General features: G+C 73.8%; 14 protein-coding genes. 9 read left to right on the forward strand and 5 right to left on the reverse strand.

Going from position 1 to position 14,371, the window contains the following annotated elements:
* The first annotated feature begins 84 nt into the window (after window positions 1–84).
* The gene (locus R4Z63_RS09435; protein ID WP_384452360.1) at window positions 85–387 is read left to right on the forward strand and encodes a hypothetical protein; all 303 of its coding nucleotides are present in this window, start codon (window positions 85–87) and stop codon (window positions 385–387) included.
* 88 nt (window positions 388–475) lie between these two features.
* On the opposite strand, the gene R4Z63_RS09440 is transcribed toward R4Z63_RS09435, so the two are convergent.
* The 3 genes from R4Z63_RS09440 to R4Z63_RS09450 form a co-directional block, all read right to left on the reverse strand.
* Window positions 476–1,558 carry a prenyltransferase/squalene oxidase repeat-containing protein gene (locus R4Z63_RS09440; RefSeq protein WP_384452357.1) on the reverse strand — a complete coding sequence of 361 codons (1,083 nt, stop codon included), beginning with the start codon at window positions 1,556–1,558 and terminating at the stop codon, window positions 476–478.
* On the reverse strand, window positions 1,555–2,289 hold the full coding sequence (locus R4Z63_RS09445; protein ID WP_030852354.1) for a class I SAM-dependent methyltransferase: 735 nt from the start codon (window positions 2,287–2,289) through the stop codon (window positions 1,555–1,557). Before R4Z63_RS09445 ends, R4Z63_RS09440 begins: the two co-directional genes overlap by 4 nt.
* Window positions 2,290–2,353: 64 nt before the next feature.
* The gene (locus R4Z63_RS09450; RefSeq protein ID WP_384452354.1) at window positions 2,354–3,673 is read right to left on the reverse strand and encodes a glycosyltransferase family 4 protein; all 1,320 of its coding nucleotides are present in this window, start codon (window positions 3,671–3,673) and stop codon (window positions 2,354–2,356) included.
* Between the two features lie 217 nt (window positions 3,674–3,890).
* On the opposite strand from R4Z63_RS09450, the gene R4Z63_RS09455 reads away from it, so the two are divergent.
* Both R4Z63_RS09455 and R4Z63_RS09460 read left to right on the forward strand, forming a co-directional pair.
* On the forward strand, window positions 3,891–4,514 hold the full coding sequence (locus R4Z63_RS09455; protein ID WP_037927420.1) for a TetR family transcriptional regulator: 624 nt from the start codon (window positions 3,891–3,893) through the stop codon (window positions 4,512–4,514).
* 158 nt (window positions 4,515–4,672) lie between these two features.
* Window positions 4,673–5,044, forward strand: coding sequence for a VOC family protein (locus R4Z63_RS09460; RefSeq protein ID WP_384452349.1), 372 nt, complete (start codon window positions 4,673–4,675; stop codon window positions 5,042–5,044).
* Window positions 5,045–5,100: 56 nt separating this feature from the next.
* Here the strand turns inward: R4Z63_RS09460 and R4Z63_RS09465 are convergent, their stop codons facing one another.
* Window positions 5,101–5,334 carry a ferredoxin gene (locus tag R4Z63_RS09465; RefSeq protein ID WP_037927426.1) on the reverse strand — a complete coding sequence of 78 codons (234 nt, stop codon included), beginning with the start codon at window positions 5,332–5,334 and terminating at the stop codon, window positions 5,101–5,103.
* A complete protein-coding gene (locus tag R4Z63_RS09470; RefSeq protein WP_384456180.1) occupies window positions 5,334–6,797 on the reverse strand; it encodes an aldehyde dehydrogenase in 1,464 nt (487 codons plus the stop codon). The genes R4Z63_RS09465 and R4Z63_RS09470 overlap by 1 nt, the downstream gene beginning before the upstream one ends.
* A 181-nt stretch (window positions 6,798–6,978) precedes the next feature.
* Between R4Z63_RS09470 and R4Z63_RS09475 the strand changes: the two genes are divergently transcribed.
* The 6 genes from R4Z63_RS09475 to R4Z63_RS09500 all read left to right on the forward strand — a co-directional run bounded on the left by R4Z63_RS09475 (window position 6,979) and on the right by R4Z63_RS09500 (window position 14,284).
* Window positions 6,979–8,028: a Strvi_7410 family MBL fold metallo-hydrolase gene (locus R4Z63_RS09475; RefSeq protein WP_037927435.1), complete on the forward strand. Its 1,050-nt coding sequence runs from the start codon at window positions 6,979–6,981 to the stop codon at window positions 8,026–8,028.
* A 365-nt stretch (window positions 8,029–8,393) separates the two neighbouring features.
* On the forward strand, window positions 8,394–9,668 hold the full coding sequence (locus R4Z63_RS09480; protein WP_384456177.1) for an SCO2321 family membrane protein: 1,275 nt from the start codon (window positions 8,394–8,396) through the stop codon (window positions 9,666–9,668).
* Entirely contained in the window at window positions 9,668–10,321 is a 654-nt protein-coding gene (locus tag R4Z63_RS09485) for an SCO2322 family protein (protein ID WP_384456174.1), read from the forward strand. Before R4Z63_RS09480 ends, R4Z63_RS09485 begins: the two co-directional genes overlap by 1 nt.
* Before the next feature lie 113 nt (window positions 10,322–10,434).
* The gene (locus R4Z63_RS09490; RefSeq protein ID WP_037927441.1) at window positions 10,435–11,595 is read left to right on the forward strand and encodes an energy-coupling factor transporter transmembrane component T; all 1,161 of its coding nucleotides are present in this window, start codon (window positions 10,435–10,437) and stop codon (window positions 11,593–11,595) included.
* Window positions 11,592–13,421 carry an ABC transporter ATP-binding protein gene (locus tag R4Z63_RS09495; RefSeq protein ID WP_384456171.1) on the forward strand — a complete coding sequence of 610 codons (1,830 nt, stop codon included), beginning with the start codon at window positions 11,592–11,594 and terminating at the stop codon, window positions 13,419–13,421. Before R4Z63_RS09490 ends, R4Z63_RS09495 begins: the two co-directional genes overlap by 4 nt.
* Window positions 13,418–14,284 carry an ECF transporter S component gene (locus tag R4Z63_RS09500; RefSeq protein ID WP_384456168.1) on the forward strand — a complete coding sequence of 289 codons (867 nt, stop codon included), beginning with the start codon at window positions 13,418–13,420 and terminating at the stop codon, window positions 14,282–14,284. The genes R4Z63_RS09495 and R4Z63_RS09500 overlap by 4 nt, the downstream gene beginning before the upstream one ends.
* Window positions 14,285–14,371: the final 87 nt, after the last annotated feature.

Consider the following 14,371-nt stretch of genomic DNA (forward strand, 5'->3'; position numbering starts at 1 on the left):
CGCAGCCTCACCCCGCCTCCCGGGGCCCGCCACCCGGCGGACCCGTTCGGGTTTGCGACGCGCCCGGGCGGCAACACGCGCAGCATGGTCTCACACACGCGAGTACGCACCCGAGGAAGCAGTCAGGCAGGCCGGGCCGTCGCTCTGGTGGCGGACGTGCTTGCCTTCGTGATCGTCCTGTGGATCCTGCTCTGGTTCCTGGACGCCAATCAGGGCAACGAGCTGGTCAACTTCATCCACGACGCCGCCAGTTGGCTGGCCGGCTGGTCCTACGACCTGTTCACTTTCAGCCGCGAATGGGTCCAGGTCGTCGTCGGCTACGGCCTGGCCGCCGTCGTCTACGTCCTGATCGGCCACGCCGTGGCCGGCTGGCTCTACCGCCGCTGACGCCGCCGGGCCCCGCACCGCCCGCACACATGAAGGGGTCCTCCCCGCCACGGGCGGGAAGGACCCCGATCCGTCCGTCGGGTCCAGCTCAGCCGCAGCAGTCCGGCTCCAGCCCGGCCGGCAGCGCACCGCCGCCGAACACCTCGGTGGTCGCCTCGTCCCCGCCCAGCGCGGCGACGGCCAGCAGCAGCGACCCGGCGGTCCACGTCGTCTGCTCCACCGGCCACACCGCCTCGTCCTGGAAGACGTACCCCGTCCAGTACATGCCGTTGTCCGCGCGCAAGTGCCCGATCGACCGCAGGATCTCCAGCGCCCGGTCCGACTCCCCCGTCGCCCACAGCGCGAGCGCCAGCTCGCAGGACTCGCCGCCCGTCACCCACGGGTTCGGCAGGACGCACCGCACCCCCAGGTCCGGGACCACGAACTCGTCCCAGCGCTCCTCGATCCGCGCGTTCGCCTCCGCGCCGGTCAGGGCGCCTCCGAGGACCGGGTAGTACCAGTCCATCGAGTAGCGGTCCTTGTCCAGGAACCGTTCGGGGTGACGGCGTATCGCATGCCGCAGCGCGCCCGCCGCCAGCTCCCAGTCCGGCTGCGGCTCCTCGCGGTGCTCGGCGATGGCCAGCGCGCAGCGCAGCGCCTGGTGGATGGACGACGACCCGGTCAGCAGCGCATCCGTGACCGCCGTTCCGTCCGCCTCCCGCTTCCATCCGATCTCACCGCCGGGCTGCTGGAGCGCCAAAACCCACTCCACGGCCGCGTAGACGGACGGCCACATGCGGTCGAGGAAGGCGTCGTCGCCGGTGGACAGGTAGTGGTGCCAGACACCGACGGCCAGGTAGGCGGTGAAATTGCTCTCGCGGCTCGCGTCCTGCGGCTCGGCGGTGTCCACACCACCCGGCCGGTCGGCGTAGGCCGCGTACCAGGATCCGTCCTGGTTCTGGTGCCGGGCCAGCCACGCGTAGGCCCGTTCGGCGGCCTCGTGCTCACCGGCCGCGTCCAGCGCCATCGCCGCCTCGGTGTGGTCCCACGGGTCGAGGTGGTGGCCGCGGAACCACGGGATGGCACCGTCGGCCCGCTGCACCGCGAGGATGCCCGCCACCGTCCGGGCGGCCTGCTCCGCCGTCAGCACGCCTTCCAGGACGAGGTGTTCGGTACGCCCGGGCGAGCTCACTGGGCCGCGCCGACGGGGAGGTGCGGCTTGGTCGCGTACGCCACGAAGCTCTTGCCGATGAGCGGGTTGAGGGCCTGCTCCGCCAGCCGTGTGGCCAGCGGCTTCTTCATGATGTCCCAGACCAGGAGCTTGTGGTACGCCTTGACCGGCAGCGCCTTGTCGTTGTCCACGCCGAAGGCGCACTTGAGCCACCAGTACGGGGAGTGCAGCCCGTGCGCGTGGTGCGTGCCGTACGGCTTGAGGCCCGCGGCCCGCATCTTGCCCAGCAGTTCGTCCGCCTTGTAGATGCGGATGTGCCCGCCCTCGACCTCGTGGTAGGCGTCGGACAGCGCCCAGCAGATCTTCTCCGGACCGTAGCGCGGAACGGTGATGGCGATGCGCCCGCCGGGCTTGAGCACACGAACCATCTCCGCGAGCACGCCCTTGTCGTCGTGGATGTGCTCCATCACCTCGGAGATGATGACCACGTCGAACGAGTCGTCGGGGAAGGGCAGCGCCAGGGCGTCACCCTCCATCGCGGTGGCGGTGGCGCCGGCCGGGGCCTCACCGGCCTCCTTCATCGCGGCGAACCACTTGGCGACCTCGCGGATCTCCTCGCCGTTGCGGTCGACGGCGACCACCTGGGCGCCTCTCCGGTAGCACTCGAAGGCGTGCCGGCCTGCGCCGCAGCCAAGATCGAGTACGCGATCGCCTGCGGCGAGCGGGAACCGGGAGAAATCGACGGTCAGCACGGGGTCCTGCCTTCGCGGTCGCGGGGGTGTTCGGGGGTGGGGACGGTGAGGAGGAGGCGGGAGGTCACCGCGCGCGGCGGCTGCGGTCGGACCGGGACCGCTCGATGGCAGCACGGTAGTGCGCGGCGGTGCCCTCGGCGGCCGCGGCCCAGGTGAAACGGGTCAGGACCCGTTCGCGTCCGGCCGCGCCGAGCCGGGCCCTCAGCTGCGGGTCGCCCAGCATCCGGCCCAGCGCCCCCGCCAGGGCGCCGGCGTCGCCGGGCGGCACCGCGAGGCAGGTCTCCCCGTCCGGGCCGGCGACCTCGGGGATCGCACCGCCGGTGGTGGCGACGAGCGGGGTGCCGGTGGCCATGGCCTCGGCCGCCGGGAGCGAGAAGCCCTCGTACAGCGACGGTACGCACGCCACCTGCGCGCTGCGCACCAGGTCGACGAGCTCGGCGTCGGTGATGCCCTTCACGAAGCGGACGGCGTCCTGGAGGCCGTACGTCTCGATGGCGCGGGCGACGGGACCCTGCTCGGCACGCTTGCCGACCACGACGAGGTGGGCGTCGGGCTGCTCGGTGCGCAGCTTCGCGAGCGCCTCGACGAGGAACACGAGGCCCTTCAGGGGAACGTCGGCGCTGGAGGTCGTGACGATACGGCCCGGCACCTCGGCCACCGACGCGTCCGGCGACCACAGATCGGTGTCGGCACCGATGTGCACGACGTGGATGCGCTCGTCACGGACGCCAAGGTGGTCGGCGATCTCCTGCCGGGAGGACCCGGAGACGGTCAGCACGGACGGCAGTCTGCGGGCCACCCGGCCCTGCATGCGGGTGAAGGCGTACCAGCGGCGTACGGAGGCCCGCTTCAGGCGGCCCTGCGCGGCATCGAGGTCGAGCCTGCGGTCGACGGTGATGGGGTGGTGGATCGTCGTCACCAGGGGCGCGCCGAGGTCGCCGAGGAGACCGTAGCCGAGGGTCTGGTTGTCGTGGACGACGTCGAACTCGCCCGCCCGCCCACGCAGATGACGGCGGGCCCGCAGCGAGAACGTCAGCGGCTCGGGGAAGCCGCCGGTCCACATCGTCGCGACCTCCAGCGCGTCGATCCAGTCCCGGTACTCGTCGCGCCCCGGCGTGCGGAACGGGTCCGGGCTGCGGTACAGGTCGAGGCTCGGGAGTTCGGTGAGCGTGGCACCCGTGTCGAGCACCGGGTAGGGCTGCGCGCCGATGACCTCGACGGAGTGCCCGAGGCGGACCAGCTCGCGCGAGAGGTGGCGGACGTAGACGCCCTGACCGCCGCAGAACGGGTTCCCCTTATAGGTGAGGAGGGCGATGCGCAGCGGACGCTCACCGTCGTCGGCGGGACCCGTGAAAGGGCTCGTCGCCACGGCCTCAGCGGTCACTCTCGGCCCCTTTCTCACTGCACTTTCGCCGGAGCGTAACCGCTCGGATAATGTAGAACAAGTTTCAGACTTGATCCGTCCAAGAGCATTGAATCTACCGGCCGGAAACCACACCGTAAGAGGTGGAGCAGGTGATTCACGCCACGACAACGGCGCCTGAGATGCTGGCTGCGGATCAGCTCGGGGCCAGCCCGCGCAACGACACGGAACGGGACACATGAGTGCGGAAGTGAAGGCCGTCACCACACCGGCATCGCCTCCCCTGACGGAGCGCCAGGAGGCGCGCCGCCGCCGGATCCTGCACGCGAGCGCCCAGCTGGCCAGCCGGGGCGGCTTCGACGCCGTCCAGATGCGCGAGGTCGCCGAGGCCGCCGGGGTGGCCCTGGGCACCCTCTACCGGTACTTCCCGTCCAAGGTGCACCTGCTGGTCGCCACCATGCAGGACCAGCTCCAGCACATGCACACCACGCTGCGCAAGCGCCCACCCGCCGAGGACGAGCCGGCGGCCCGGGTCGCGGAGACCCTGATGCGCGCCTTCCGCGCCCTCCAGCGGGAACCGCAGCTGGCCGACGCGATGGTGCGCGCGCTGACCTTCGCGGACCGCAGCGTGAGCCCCGAGGTCGACACCGTGTCCCGCCTGACCACGGCGATCATCCTGGACGCGATGGGCCTGGAAAACCCACCGACGGCGGAACAGCTGTCGGCGGTCCGGGTCATCGAGCACACCTGGCACTCGGCGCTGATCACGTGGCTGTCGGGCCGCGCCTCGATCGCCCAGGTCAAGATCGACATCGAAACGGTCTGCCGCCTGATCGACCTGACGGCGCCGGAAAAGTCCTGAACCGATTGCCGGAGGCTTCGAGGAGCAGGGCGGGGCCGCGGTCGGGGGCGGGGGCGGCTCGCGGGGATGTCTGCCGCCGGAGCCGCCCCGGGCCCGACCGGTCCGCCCGCGCCAAACCCGCTGGACGGGGGTCACCGCCGCGTCCGATAGTGCGCCCCATGACTTCTCTCGTGCGACACATCACTGTTGACTGCTCCGACGCCTATGCACTGGGCCGTTTCTGGGCCGCCGTGCTGGACGGCTCACTCGGCGACGACGACGTTCCCGGGGATCCCGAGGCACTGGTCACGGCACCCGGATCGGCGTTGCTCTTCGTGACCGTTCCCGACGCCAAGAGTGTCAAGAACCGCGTCCACGTGGACCTTCAGCCACAGGACCGCACCCGCGACGAGGAGGTGGAGCGCATCCTCGCCCTCGGCGCCACCGTCGTCGGCGACCACCGCAGGCCCGATGGCACCGGATGGGTGACCCTGGCCGACCCTGAGGGCAACGAGTTCTGCGTCGAGCGGAGCGCAGCCGAGCGGGAGTGATCGTTGCGGTGGTGGGGCGGGGTCGCCGGCCCGCCCCACCACCGCTTCCCCGCCGCCTACTCCTCCGGTGGGAAGACCGGTTCGCCGGTGGCGGCCACGGTGATCATGATGGCTTCCACCGGGCAGCCCTCGGCCGCCGCGAGGACCGGTTCGCTCGCGTCCGACCGCGGGTTGCGGGGGTGGGACTGGCGCGCCGAGTCCAGGACGAAGCCCTCCGGGGCGTGGTTCACGCACATGCCCGAACCGATGCAGACCCCGCGGTCCACTTCGACCTGCCAGCGGTCTGCCATCAGGCACCCGCCTCGTGGCCGGCGGGCAGGTGGATCATCTTGTGCTCCAGGTACTCGCCCAGGCCCTCGGGGCCGAACTCCCGCCCGAGGCCACTGTTCTTGTAGCCGCCGAACGGCCCCAGCATGTCCAGGCTGAAGGTGTTCACGTTGAAGGTACCGGTGCGGATCCGCCGGGCGAAGTCGATGCCGTGCTCGACGTCGCCGGTCCAGACGCTGCCACTGAGGCCGAACTCCGAGTCGTTGGCGACGCGTACGGCCTCCTCCTCGTCCCCGTAGGGGATCAGGCAGACGACGGGGCCGAAGATCTCCTCACGGGCGATCCGCATGGAGTTGTCGACGTCGCCGAAGAGCGTGGGCTCCACGTACCAGCCCCGGTCGAGGCCGGCCGGACGTCCGCCGCCCGCCAGCACCTTCGCGCCCTCTTCCTGGCCGATCCGGATGTAGTCGAAGGAGCGCTGCTGCTGACGCTGCGCGACGAGCGGGCCGAGCTGCGTCGCCGGGTCGAGCGGGTCGCCGACGACAAGCGCGCCGGCCGCCGCCGCGAGGCCCTCGGCCACCTCCTGGTAGCGGCTGCGCGGGGCGAGGATCCGGGTCTGGGCCACGCAGGCCTGGCCGTTGTTCATCCAGGCGGCGGGGGCGATCTGGGCGACGGCGGTCGCCACGTCGGCGTCGGGGAGGACGACGGCGGCGGACTTGCCGCCGAGTTCGAGGGTCACCCGAGTGAGGTTGCGCGCGGCGACCTCCATCACGCGCCGGCCGGCGGCGACGGAGCCGGTGAAGGCCACCTTGTCGATGCCGGGGTGGCCGACGAGGTACTCGCCGACCTCGCGGTCGGCGGGCAGGATCGACAGCACACCCTCGGGCACTCCGGCCTCACGCGCGATGTCGGCGAGGATGTAGGAGTCCAGCGGCGCCTCCGGGGAGGGCTTGAGGATCACGGTGGAGCCGGACAGCAGCGCGGGAGCCAGCTTGGCGGCCGCTACGAACTGCGGGACGTTCCAGGGGATGACGGCGGCGACGACGCCCACAGGTTCGCGGCGCACCAGGATCGGGCCGAGCACGCCCCGGCGGTACTCCTCGTAGGGGTAGGCGCGCGCGACGGTGATCGCGGCGTCGTAGACCATCATCGGGCCGAGCGCCTGGGCGAGGACGCTCCAGGAGTAGGGGGAGCCGTTCTGGGAGCTGATCGAGCGGGCTATCTCCTCGTGGCGGACGGCGATGGCGTCCTTGATGCGGGCGACGACCGCGATCCGCTCCTCCAACGTCATCCGCGGCCAGGGGCCTTCGTCGAAGGCCTTGCGCGCGACGGCGACGGCCCGGTCGACATCGGCCTCGGACGCGTGCGGGACGGAGCCGATGACCTGCTCGGTGTGTGGGGAGACGATCCGGATGGTGTCGGTGCCCAGCGGATCGACCCACTCGCCGCCGATGAACAGTTGTCCGTGTTCCACGAGCTCCGTCATGGCTGAGGCCTCCTGCGGCTTGGCGTTTCCGAACTGATACCAGTTCTAGTTCCAGGAGTCCACGGCCGGGACGGAAGCGGGGAGAAGATCAAACGACTAGCCAGAAAGCCGTCCAGATGGTCGACTTGGGCTACTAATGGAACACGTTCTCGCCCGAGGACGGCCGACAGCCGGAGGGATCATGTCTCAGGACACGTCACAGGTCACCGATCACGGCGGAGGCGTGTGGGGGATCAAGGTGCCCATTCCCGACAACCCTCTCGGGCACACCCTCGTCCACGTCCTCGACACCGACCGCGGCCCGGTCCTCGTCGACACCGGCTGGGACGACCCCGAGTCCTGGGACGCGCTCGTCGCCGGCCTCGCCGCCCTGGACATCGCGGTCGCCGACGTCCACGGCGTGGTCATCACCCACCACCACCCCGACCACCACGGACTGTCCGGCCGGGTCCGCGAGGCGGCCGGCGCGTGGATCGCCATGCACGCCGCCGACACCGAGGTCGTCCTGCGCACCCGCTCCGCCGAGCCCGGCGTGTGGTGCGACTACCTGAGCGCGAAGCTGGCCGCCGCCGGAGCGCCCGAGGAGCACATCGCCCCGCTGCGCGCCGCCCGCGCGAGCGGCCGCATGCGAACCCTGCCCGGGCTGCGCGCCGCCGTCCCCGACCGGGAGATCGTCCCCGCCGAACTGCTCCCCCTCGCCGGACGCCGGCTGCGCGCCGTCTGGACACCCGGCCACACCCCCGGCCACGTCTGCCTGCACCTGGAGGAACGGCACCCGGCGGGACTCCCCGGCAACGGCCGCCTCTTCTCCGGCGACCACCTGCTGCCCGGCATCTCCCCGCACGTCGGCCTCTACGAGGCCCCCGACGACACCCGCGTCACCGACCCCCTCGGCGACTACCTCGACTCCCTCGAACGCATCGGCCGGCTGGAGCCCGCCGAGGTACTGCCCGCCCACCAGCACGCCTTCACCGACGCTCCCAGCCGCGTGCGCGAGCTCCTGCACCACCACGAGGAGCGCCTGGCAGGGCTGCGGGCGCTGCTCGCCGAACCGCTGACCCCGTGGGCGCTGGCCGAACGGATGGAGTGGAACCGGCCCTGGGAACAGATCCCGTACGGCTCCCGCAACATCGCCGTCTCGGAAGCGGAGGCGCATCTGCGGCGCCTGGTCAAGCAGGGCCGCGCCGAGGCGGTCCCGGGCACCGACCCGGTGGCGTACCGGGCGCTGTGACGGCGGGCGCAGGACCGGACACGGGGCCGCGGACGGGGCCGGACGCCGGCCCCTCACGGGGCTGCAGGCAAGGGCCCCGCACTCGGCGGCACCGGCCACCCCGGGCCCGGGGGCTACGGGCCGGTAGAGTGAGGCGGTCGTCCACACCCGTACGGGGGGAAGCCGGTGCGATTCCGACGCTGACCCGCAACCGTGACCCGCCCCCGGCACCACCCCGGGCGGGAAGCCGGAATGCCCCGTACGCCGAGTGCGCGGCTCGCGCCGCCGGTCCTCCCGGCGGCCGGCACCGTCGAGGAAAACGGAGCCGGAGCCCGGTGCCCGTGCGTGCCTGCCCCGGTTCCCCAGCAGGAGAGGCACCCTCCCCCATGACCGTCCGCCGCAGCGCCGCCGCGCTCGCCGCCTCCGCCGTGCTCTGCGTGGGCGTCGCCCCCGCGGCCCTCGCCGACACCGCGCCGCCGTCCCCCTCCGCGCCCCCGGTCATCCCCTCCGGCCTCTACGGCAAGAAGGACCCCTCCTTCGACGGCGTGTGGCGGCAGTCCTTCGCGCTGCTCGCCCAGGACACCGTCGGCGTCAAGCCCGCCGAGCAGGCCGTGGACTGGCTGGTCGGTCAGCAGTGCGCGAACGGCTCCTTCGCCGCCTTCCGTGCGGACACCACCAAGGACTGCGACGCGACCGCGTACATCGACTCCAACGCGACGGCCGCGGCCGTACAGGCGCTGACCGCACTCGGCGGCCGCGACGACAGCGTCAAGAAGGCGATCGGCTGGCTGAAGTCCGTACAGAACGAGGACGGCGGCTGGAGCTCCAACCCCGGCGGCGCCATGGACACCGGCACCGACGCCAACTCGACCGCCCTCGTCATCAGCGCCCTGGCCGCGGCGGGCGAGAAGCCGGCCGAAACGAAGTCGAAGGCGGGCAAGTCCCCCTACGAGGCGCTGCTCTCCTTCCAACTGGGCTGCGCCACCGAGCCGGCCGCCGACCGGGGCGCCTTCGCGTTCCAGCCGGTCGAGGGCAAGCTGGTCGCCAACGCCGACGCCACGGCCGCCGCGGCGCTGGCCGGCCTCGGCAAGGGCGCGGCCGTCGTCCCGTCCGGTACGGACACCCCCGCGACGCCGCTGACCTGTCCGGCGGCGCCGGCCGCGGACCCGGCGGCCGACGCCGAGGCCGCCGCCCAGGGCGCCGCGGGCTACCTGGCCGAGGCCCTCGGGAAGGACGGCCACCTGACCGCCCTCACCCCCGGGGCGGACCAGCCGACCCCGGACCCCGGCAACACCGCCGACGCGGTGATCGCGCTGGCCGCGGCCGGGCACAAGCAGTCGGCGGCGGGCGCGCTGCAGTGGCTGAAGACCAACTCCGCCGCGTGGGCCGAGGGCTCCCCGGCGGCCCTGGGCACCCTGGTCCTGGCTGCGCACGCCACCGGCACCGACCCGAAGTCCTTCGGCGGCACCGACCTCGTGGCCGCGCTGAACGCCACCGGCCCGGCCCCGCAGGGCGCGGACACCGGCGCGAGCGAGGTGAAGGGCGAGAAGGAGAAGCCGTCCGGCGGCCAGAACATCTGGTGGATCATCGGTGCGGGCGCGGCTGCCGGTATGGGCATCGGCATCCTGCTGAGCGGCCGTCGCAGGAAGAACCAGCTCTGATGCGCCGCCGCCTGCCCGCCGCGGCGTTCACCCTCGGCGTCGTCCTGGCCCTGCTGGCCGCCGCTCCGGCGCTGGCCGCCGGCTACCGCTACTGGTCGTTCTGGGACGGCGCGGGCGGCCAGTGGTCGTACGCCGCGCAGGGGCCGTCGCTGGCCCGGCCCGCGGACGGTTCCGTCCAGGGTTTCCGCTTCGCGGTCAGCAGGGACGCGGCGGCGGAGGCGGCCACGCCGCGGGCCGCGGCCGACTTCGAGGCCGTGTGCGGGGCGACCGCCCCGGCGGAGGGCCGCAAGCGGGTGGCCCTCGTCATCGACTTCGGCGTGCAGGCGGACGCCCCCACAGGTGAGGTTGTACCGCAGGAGGCCCCGCGCACGGCCTGCGCGCAGGTGGCGCCGGAGGCGACGACGGCCGAGGCGCTGGCGGCGGTCGCGAAGCCGCTGCGCTACAACAGTGCGGCGCTGCTCTGCGCGATCTCGGGCTACCCGCAGCACGGCTGTGGGGAGCAGATCGCCGAGACGGGCGCGGCCCGGGCCTCCGCGGAGCCGTCCGGGTCCGCCCCGGGCGGCGGCCCGTCCGCCGGTCTGTTGGTGGGCATCGCCGCGGTCGCAGCCCTGGCCGCCGCGGGCGTGTGGCAGTCCCGCCGCCGGGGCCGATGACCCCTTCCGTCCCGCGCCCGGCCGGTGGCCCCGCCGCAAGCCCGGCCGGAGCATCCGCCGGAGGACGCGCGGGAGCCCCGGCCGGGGCACACACCGGAGCCGCGCCCGGCGACGTGCCCCCGGCCCGCCGGAGCGCGCCCGGGGCGGCGCGTTCCCCGCGCAGGTCGGCATACGAGCGGTTCGGGCCCCCGCGTGACGGCCGGGCCACCGCCCTGCACGCGGGGGCCTGGTGGCTGTGGGCCCTGGGTCTGGCCACCGCGGCGTCCCGCACGACCAATCCGCTCCTGCTGGGACTGATCGTCGGCGTCGCCGGATTCGTGGTCGCGGCCCGCCGCACCGATGCTCCCTGGGCCCGCTCCTACGGGGCGTTCCTCAAGCTCGGCCTGGTCGTCATCGGCCTGCGCCTGCTCTTCTCGATGCTGCTGGGTTCGCCCATACCCGGCACGCACACCCTCTTCGTCCTCCCCGAGGTGCCGCTGCCCGCGTGGGCGCAGGGCATCCGGTTCGGCGGCAGGGTCACCGCCGAGCAGGTCGTCTTCGCGTTCTACGACGGTGCGAAGCTGGCCGCGCTCCTGGTCTGCGTGGGTGCGGCGAACGCCCTCGCCCATCCGGCCCGGCTGCTGAAGTCGCTGCCGGCCGCCCTGTACGAGGCGGGGGTCGCCGTCGTCGTTGCCCTGACCTTCGCGCCGAACATGGTCGCCGACGTCGTGCGCCTGCGCACCGCTCGCAGGCTGCGCGGGCGTCCCACCGGCGGGATCGGGGCCGTCCTGCAGATCGGCCTGCCGGTGCTGGAGGGCGCCCTGGAACGCTCGGTCGCGGTCGCCGCGTCGATGGACGCCCGCGGCTACGGCCGTACGGCCCGGGTCCCGCCGGCCGTCCGGCACACGACCACCGTCCTCACCCTCGGCGGGCTGCTCGGCATGTGCGCGGGCACGTACGGTCTGCTGGCCGCGCAGGGCGCCGCGTACGGGCTGCCCGTGCTCGGCATCGGGGTGGTCCTGGCGCTGGCGGGGCTGCGGCTCGGCGGGCGCCGGTCGGTCCGCACCCGTTACCGGCCGGACCGGTGGGGGGCGCGCGCCTGGCTGGTCGCCGGTTCCGGGGCGGCCGTCGCGGGTCTGCTCATCCATGCCGGCGGTGTCGATCCGACCGGTATGCACCCGGGGGTGGTCCCGCTGGAGGCTCCCTCGCTGCCGTTGTGGCCGGCGGCCGCGGTCCTGATCGGTCTGCTGCCCGCCCTCGTGGCACCCGTACCGCCGAAGGAGGCGTCGCAGTGATCCGCTTCGAGCAGGTGTCGGTCGTCTACGACGGCGCCTCCGCCCCTTCGCTGCGGGGCGTGGACCTGGAGATCCCGGAGGGCGAGCTGACGCTGCTGGTCGGCCCGTCCGGGGTCGGCAAGTCCACGCTGCTGGGGGCGGTGAGCGGGCTGGTCCCGCACTTCACGGGCGGCACCCTGCGCGGCCGGGTCACGGTCGCGGGCCGTGACACGCGCACGCACCGGCCGCGGGAGCTCGCGGACGTGGTGGGCACGGTGGGCCAGGACCCGCGGGCGCACTTCGTGACGGACGTGGTGGAGGACGAGCTGGCCTACGGGATGGAGTCCCTGGGCCTGCCGCCCGCGGTGATGCGCCGCCGGGTGGAGGAGACCCTGGACCTCCTGGGCCTGAACGAGCTGCGGGACAGGCCGATCGCGACGTTGTCCGGCGGCCAGCAGCAGCGGGTGGCGATCGGCTCGGTGCTGACGACGCACCCGAAGGTGCTGGTGCTGGACGAGCCGACGTCCGCGCTGGACCCGGCGGCGGCCGAGGAGGTCCTGGCGGTCCTCCAGCGGCTGGTCCACGACCTGGGCACGACCGTGCTGATGGCGGAGCACCGGCTGGAGCGGGTGGTGCAGTACGCCGACCGCGTCCTGCTGCTGCCGGCCCGCGGCGCGGCGCCGGTCCTGGGCTCCCCGGCGGAGGTGATGGCCGTCTCCCCCGTCTGCCCGCCGGTGGTCTCCCTGGGCCGTGTTGCGGGCTGGTCCCCGCTCCCCCTCTCGGTCCGCGACGCCCGCCGCCGGGCCGCGCCGCTGCGTAGCCGTCTGGCGTCGACTCCTGCCCCCGGGGCCGCCCGCGGCGCCGTGTCCAGGGCTCTGCCCGGACCGGCGCACCGCACGCCCCCGGGGCCTGGTGTTGCGGCCTCGCCCGCGACCTCGCCGGTGTCCGGGGCGGGGGCGGCCGGGGGCGCAGCCCCCATCGGGGGCGGGGCCGCACCCGGCCTGCTCGCCCGCATACTGCGCCGGGGCGGCGGCAAGCCGGACACCACCGTGCGCGCCGAAGGTGCCGAGCCCGCCGCAAGCGACACCGCTCGGGTGCGGAACCTCGGCCTGCGCCGTGACCGCACCGAGGTGCTGCGCGGCATCGACCTCACGGTGGCTCCCGGCGAGACCATCGCCGTGATGGGCCGCAACGGCGCCGGCAAGTCCACCCTGCTGTCGACGCTCGTCGGTACGCTCACCCCCACCACCGGCGCGGTGACCGTCGGCGGCCGGGCCCCGCACCGCACTCCTCCGCCCGAGATGGTGCGCCGTGTCGGCCTGGTCCCGCAGGAGCCCCGCGACCTGCTCTACGCCGACACGGTCGCCGCCGAGTGCGCCGCCGCCGACTCCGACGCCGCCGTGCCCCCCGGCACCTGCCGCGACCTCGTCTCGGAGCTGCTGCCCGGCGTCCCCGACGACACCCACCCCCGGGACCTCTCCGAAGGCCAGCGCCTGGTCCTGGCGCTGGCCCTGGTGCTGACGGGCCGGCCCGCCCTGCTGCTGCTCGACGAGCCCACCCGGGGTCTGGACTACGCCGCCAAGGCCCGCCTGATCGAGATCCTGCGAGGTCTGACCGCCGACGGCCACGCCGTCGTCCTGGCCACCCACGACGTGGAGCTGGCGGCCGAGCTGGCCGACCGCGTGGTGATCCTGGCGGGCGGAGAGGTCGTGGCGGACGGGCCGACCGCGGAGGTCGTGGTGTCCTCCCCGGCTTTCGCGCCGCAGGTGGCGAAGGTGCTGGCGCCGGGCCACTGGCTCACCGTCGGCCAGGTCGCCGAGGCCCTCGACACGGCGGCGACCCGATGACCCGCCCGGTCAGCCGGCCGGTGCGGATCGGTCCCCGGGCCGCCGCCGCCCTGGTGCTGGTCAGTCTCATCGGCATCGCAGCCTTCGGCTGGCCGCTCCTGGCGGACCGGCAGTCGGGGCTGGCGCACTCCCAGGACGCCCCGTGGCTCTTCGCGGCGCTGCTGCCCCTCCTCGTCGCCGTCGTCGTGGCGACGATCGCGGACAACGGCATGGACGCGAAGGCGGTGGCGATGCTCGGCGTGCTCGCGGCCGTCGGGGCGGCGCTGAGGCCGTTGGGGGCGGGCACGGCCGGCCTGGAGCCGATGTTCTTCCTGCTGGTGCTGGCCGGCCGGGTCCTCGGTCCGGGCTTCGGGTTCGTGCTGGGCTCGGTGACGATGTTCGCCTCCGCCCTGCTGACGGGCGGCGTCGGGCCGTGGATGCCGTTCCAGATGCTGGCGATGGGCTGGTTCGCGCTGGGCGCGGGGCTGCTGCCGGGCCCGGAGCGGATCCGGGGCCGGGCGGAGCTGCTGATGCTGGCCGCGTACGGCTTCGCGGGTGCCTTCGGGTACGGCACGATCATGAACCTGCAGGGGTGGGTGATCCTCCAGGGCATGGGGCAGGGCGTCTCCTTCCATCCGGGGGATCCGGTGGCCGCGAACCTCGTGCGCTTCCTCGCCTACTGCCTGGCGACGTCGCTGGGCTGGGACCTGGGCCGGGCGGCGCTGACGGTCGTCCTGACGCTCACGCTCGGCGGCACCCTGCTCAGGGCCTTGCGGCGGGCGACGCGCAGGGCGGCGTTCGATGCACCCGTCTCCTTCGATTCCGGGGACGGTGACGGCCGTACGGCTGCCGCGGAGCGGTACGCGTCGGACCACCGAGGGTGAGGTCGGGGGCCCTCGCCGGTGAGGCGGCCCACAGGACGCAGGTCACATACGACGGCGGCTAGGAGGTCAAGGAGCACCCTTTCGACC

This window comes from Streptomyces sp. PL-29, assembly GCF_058344425.1.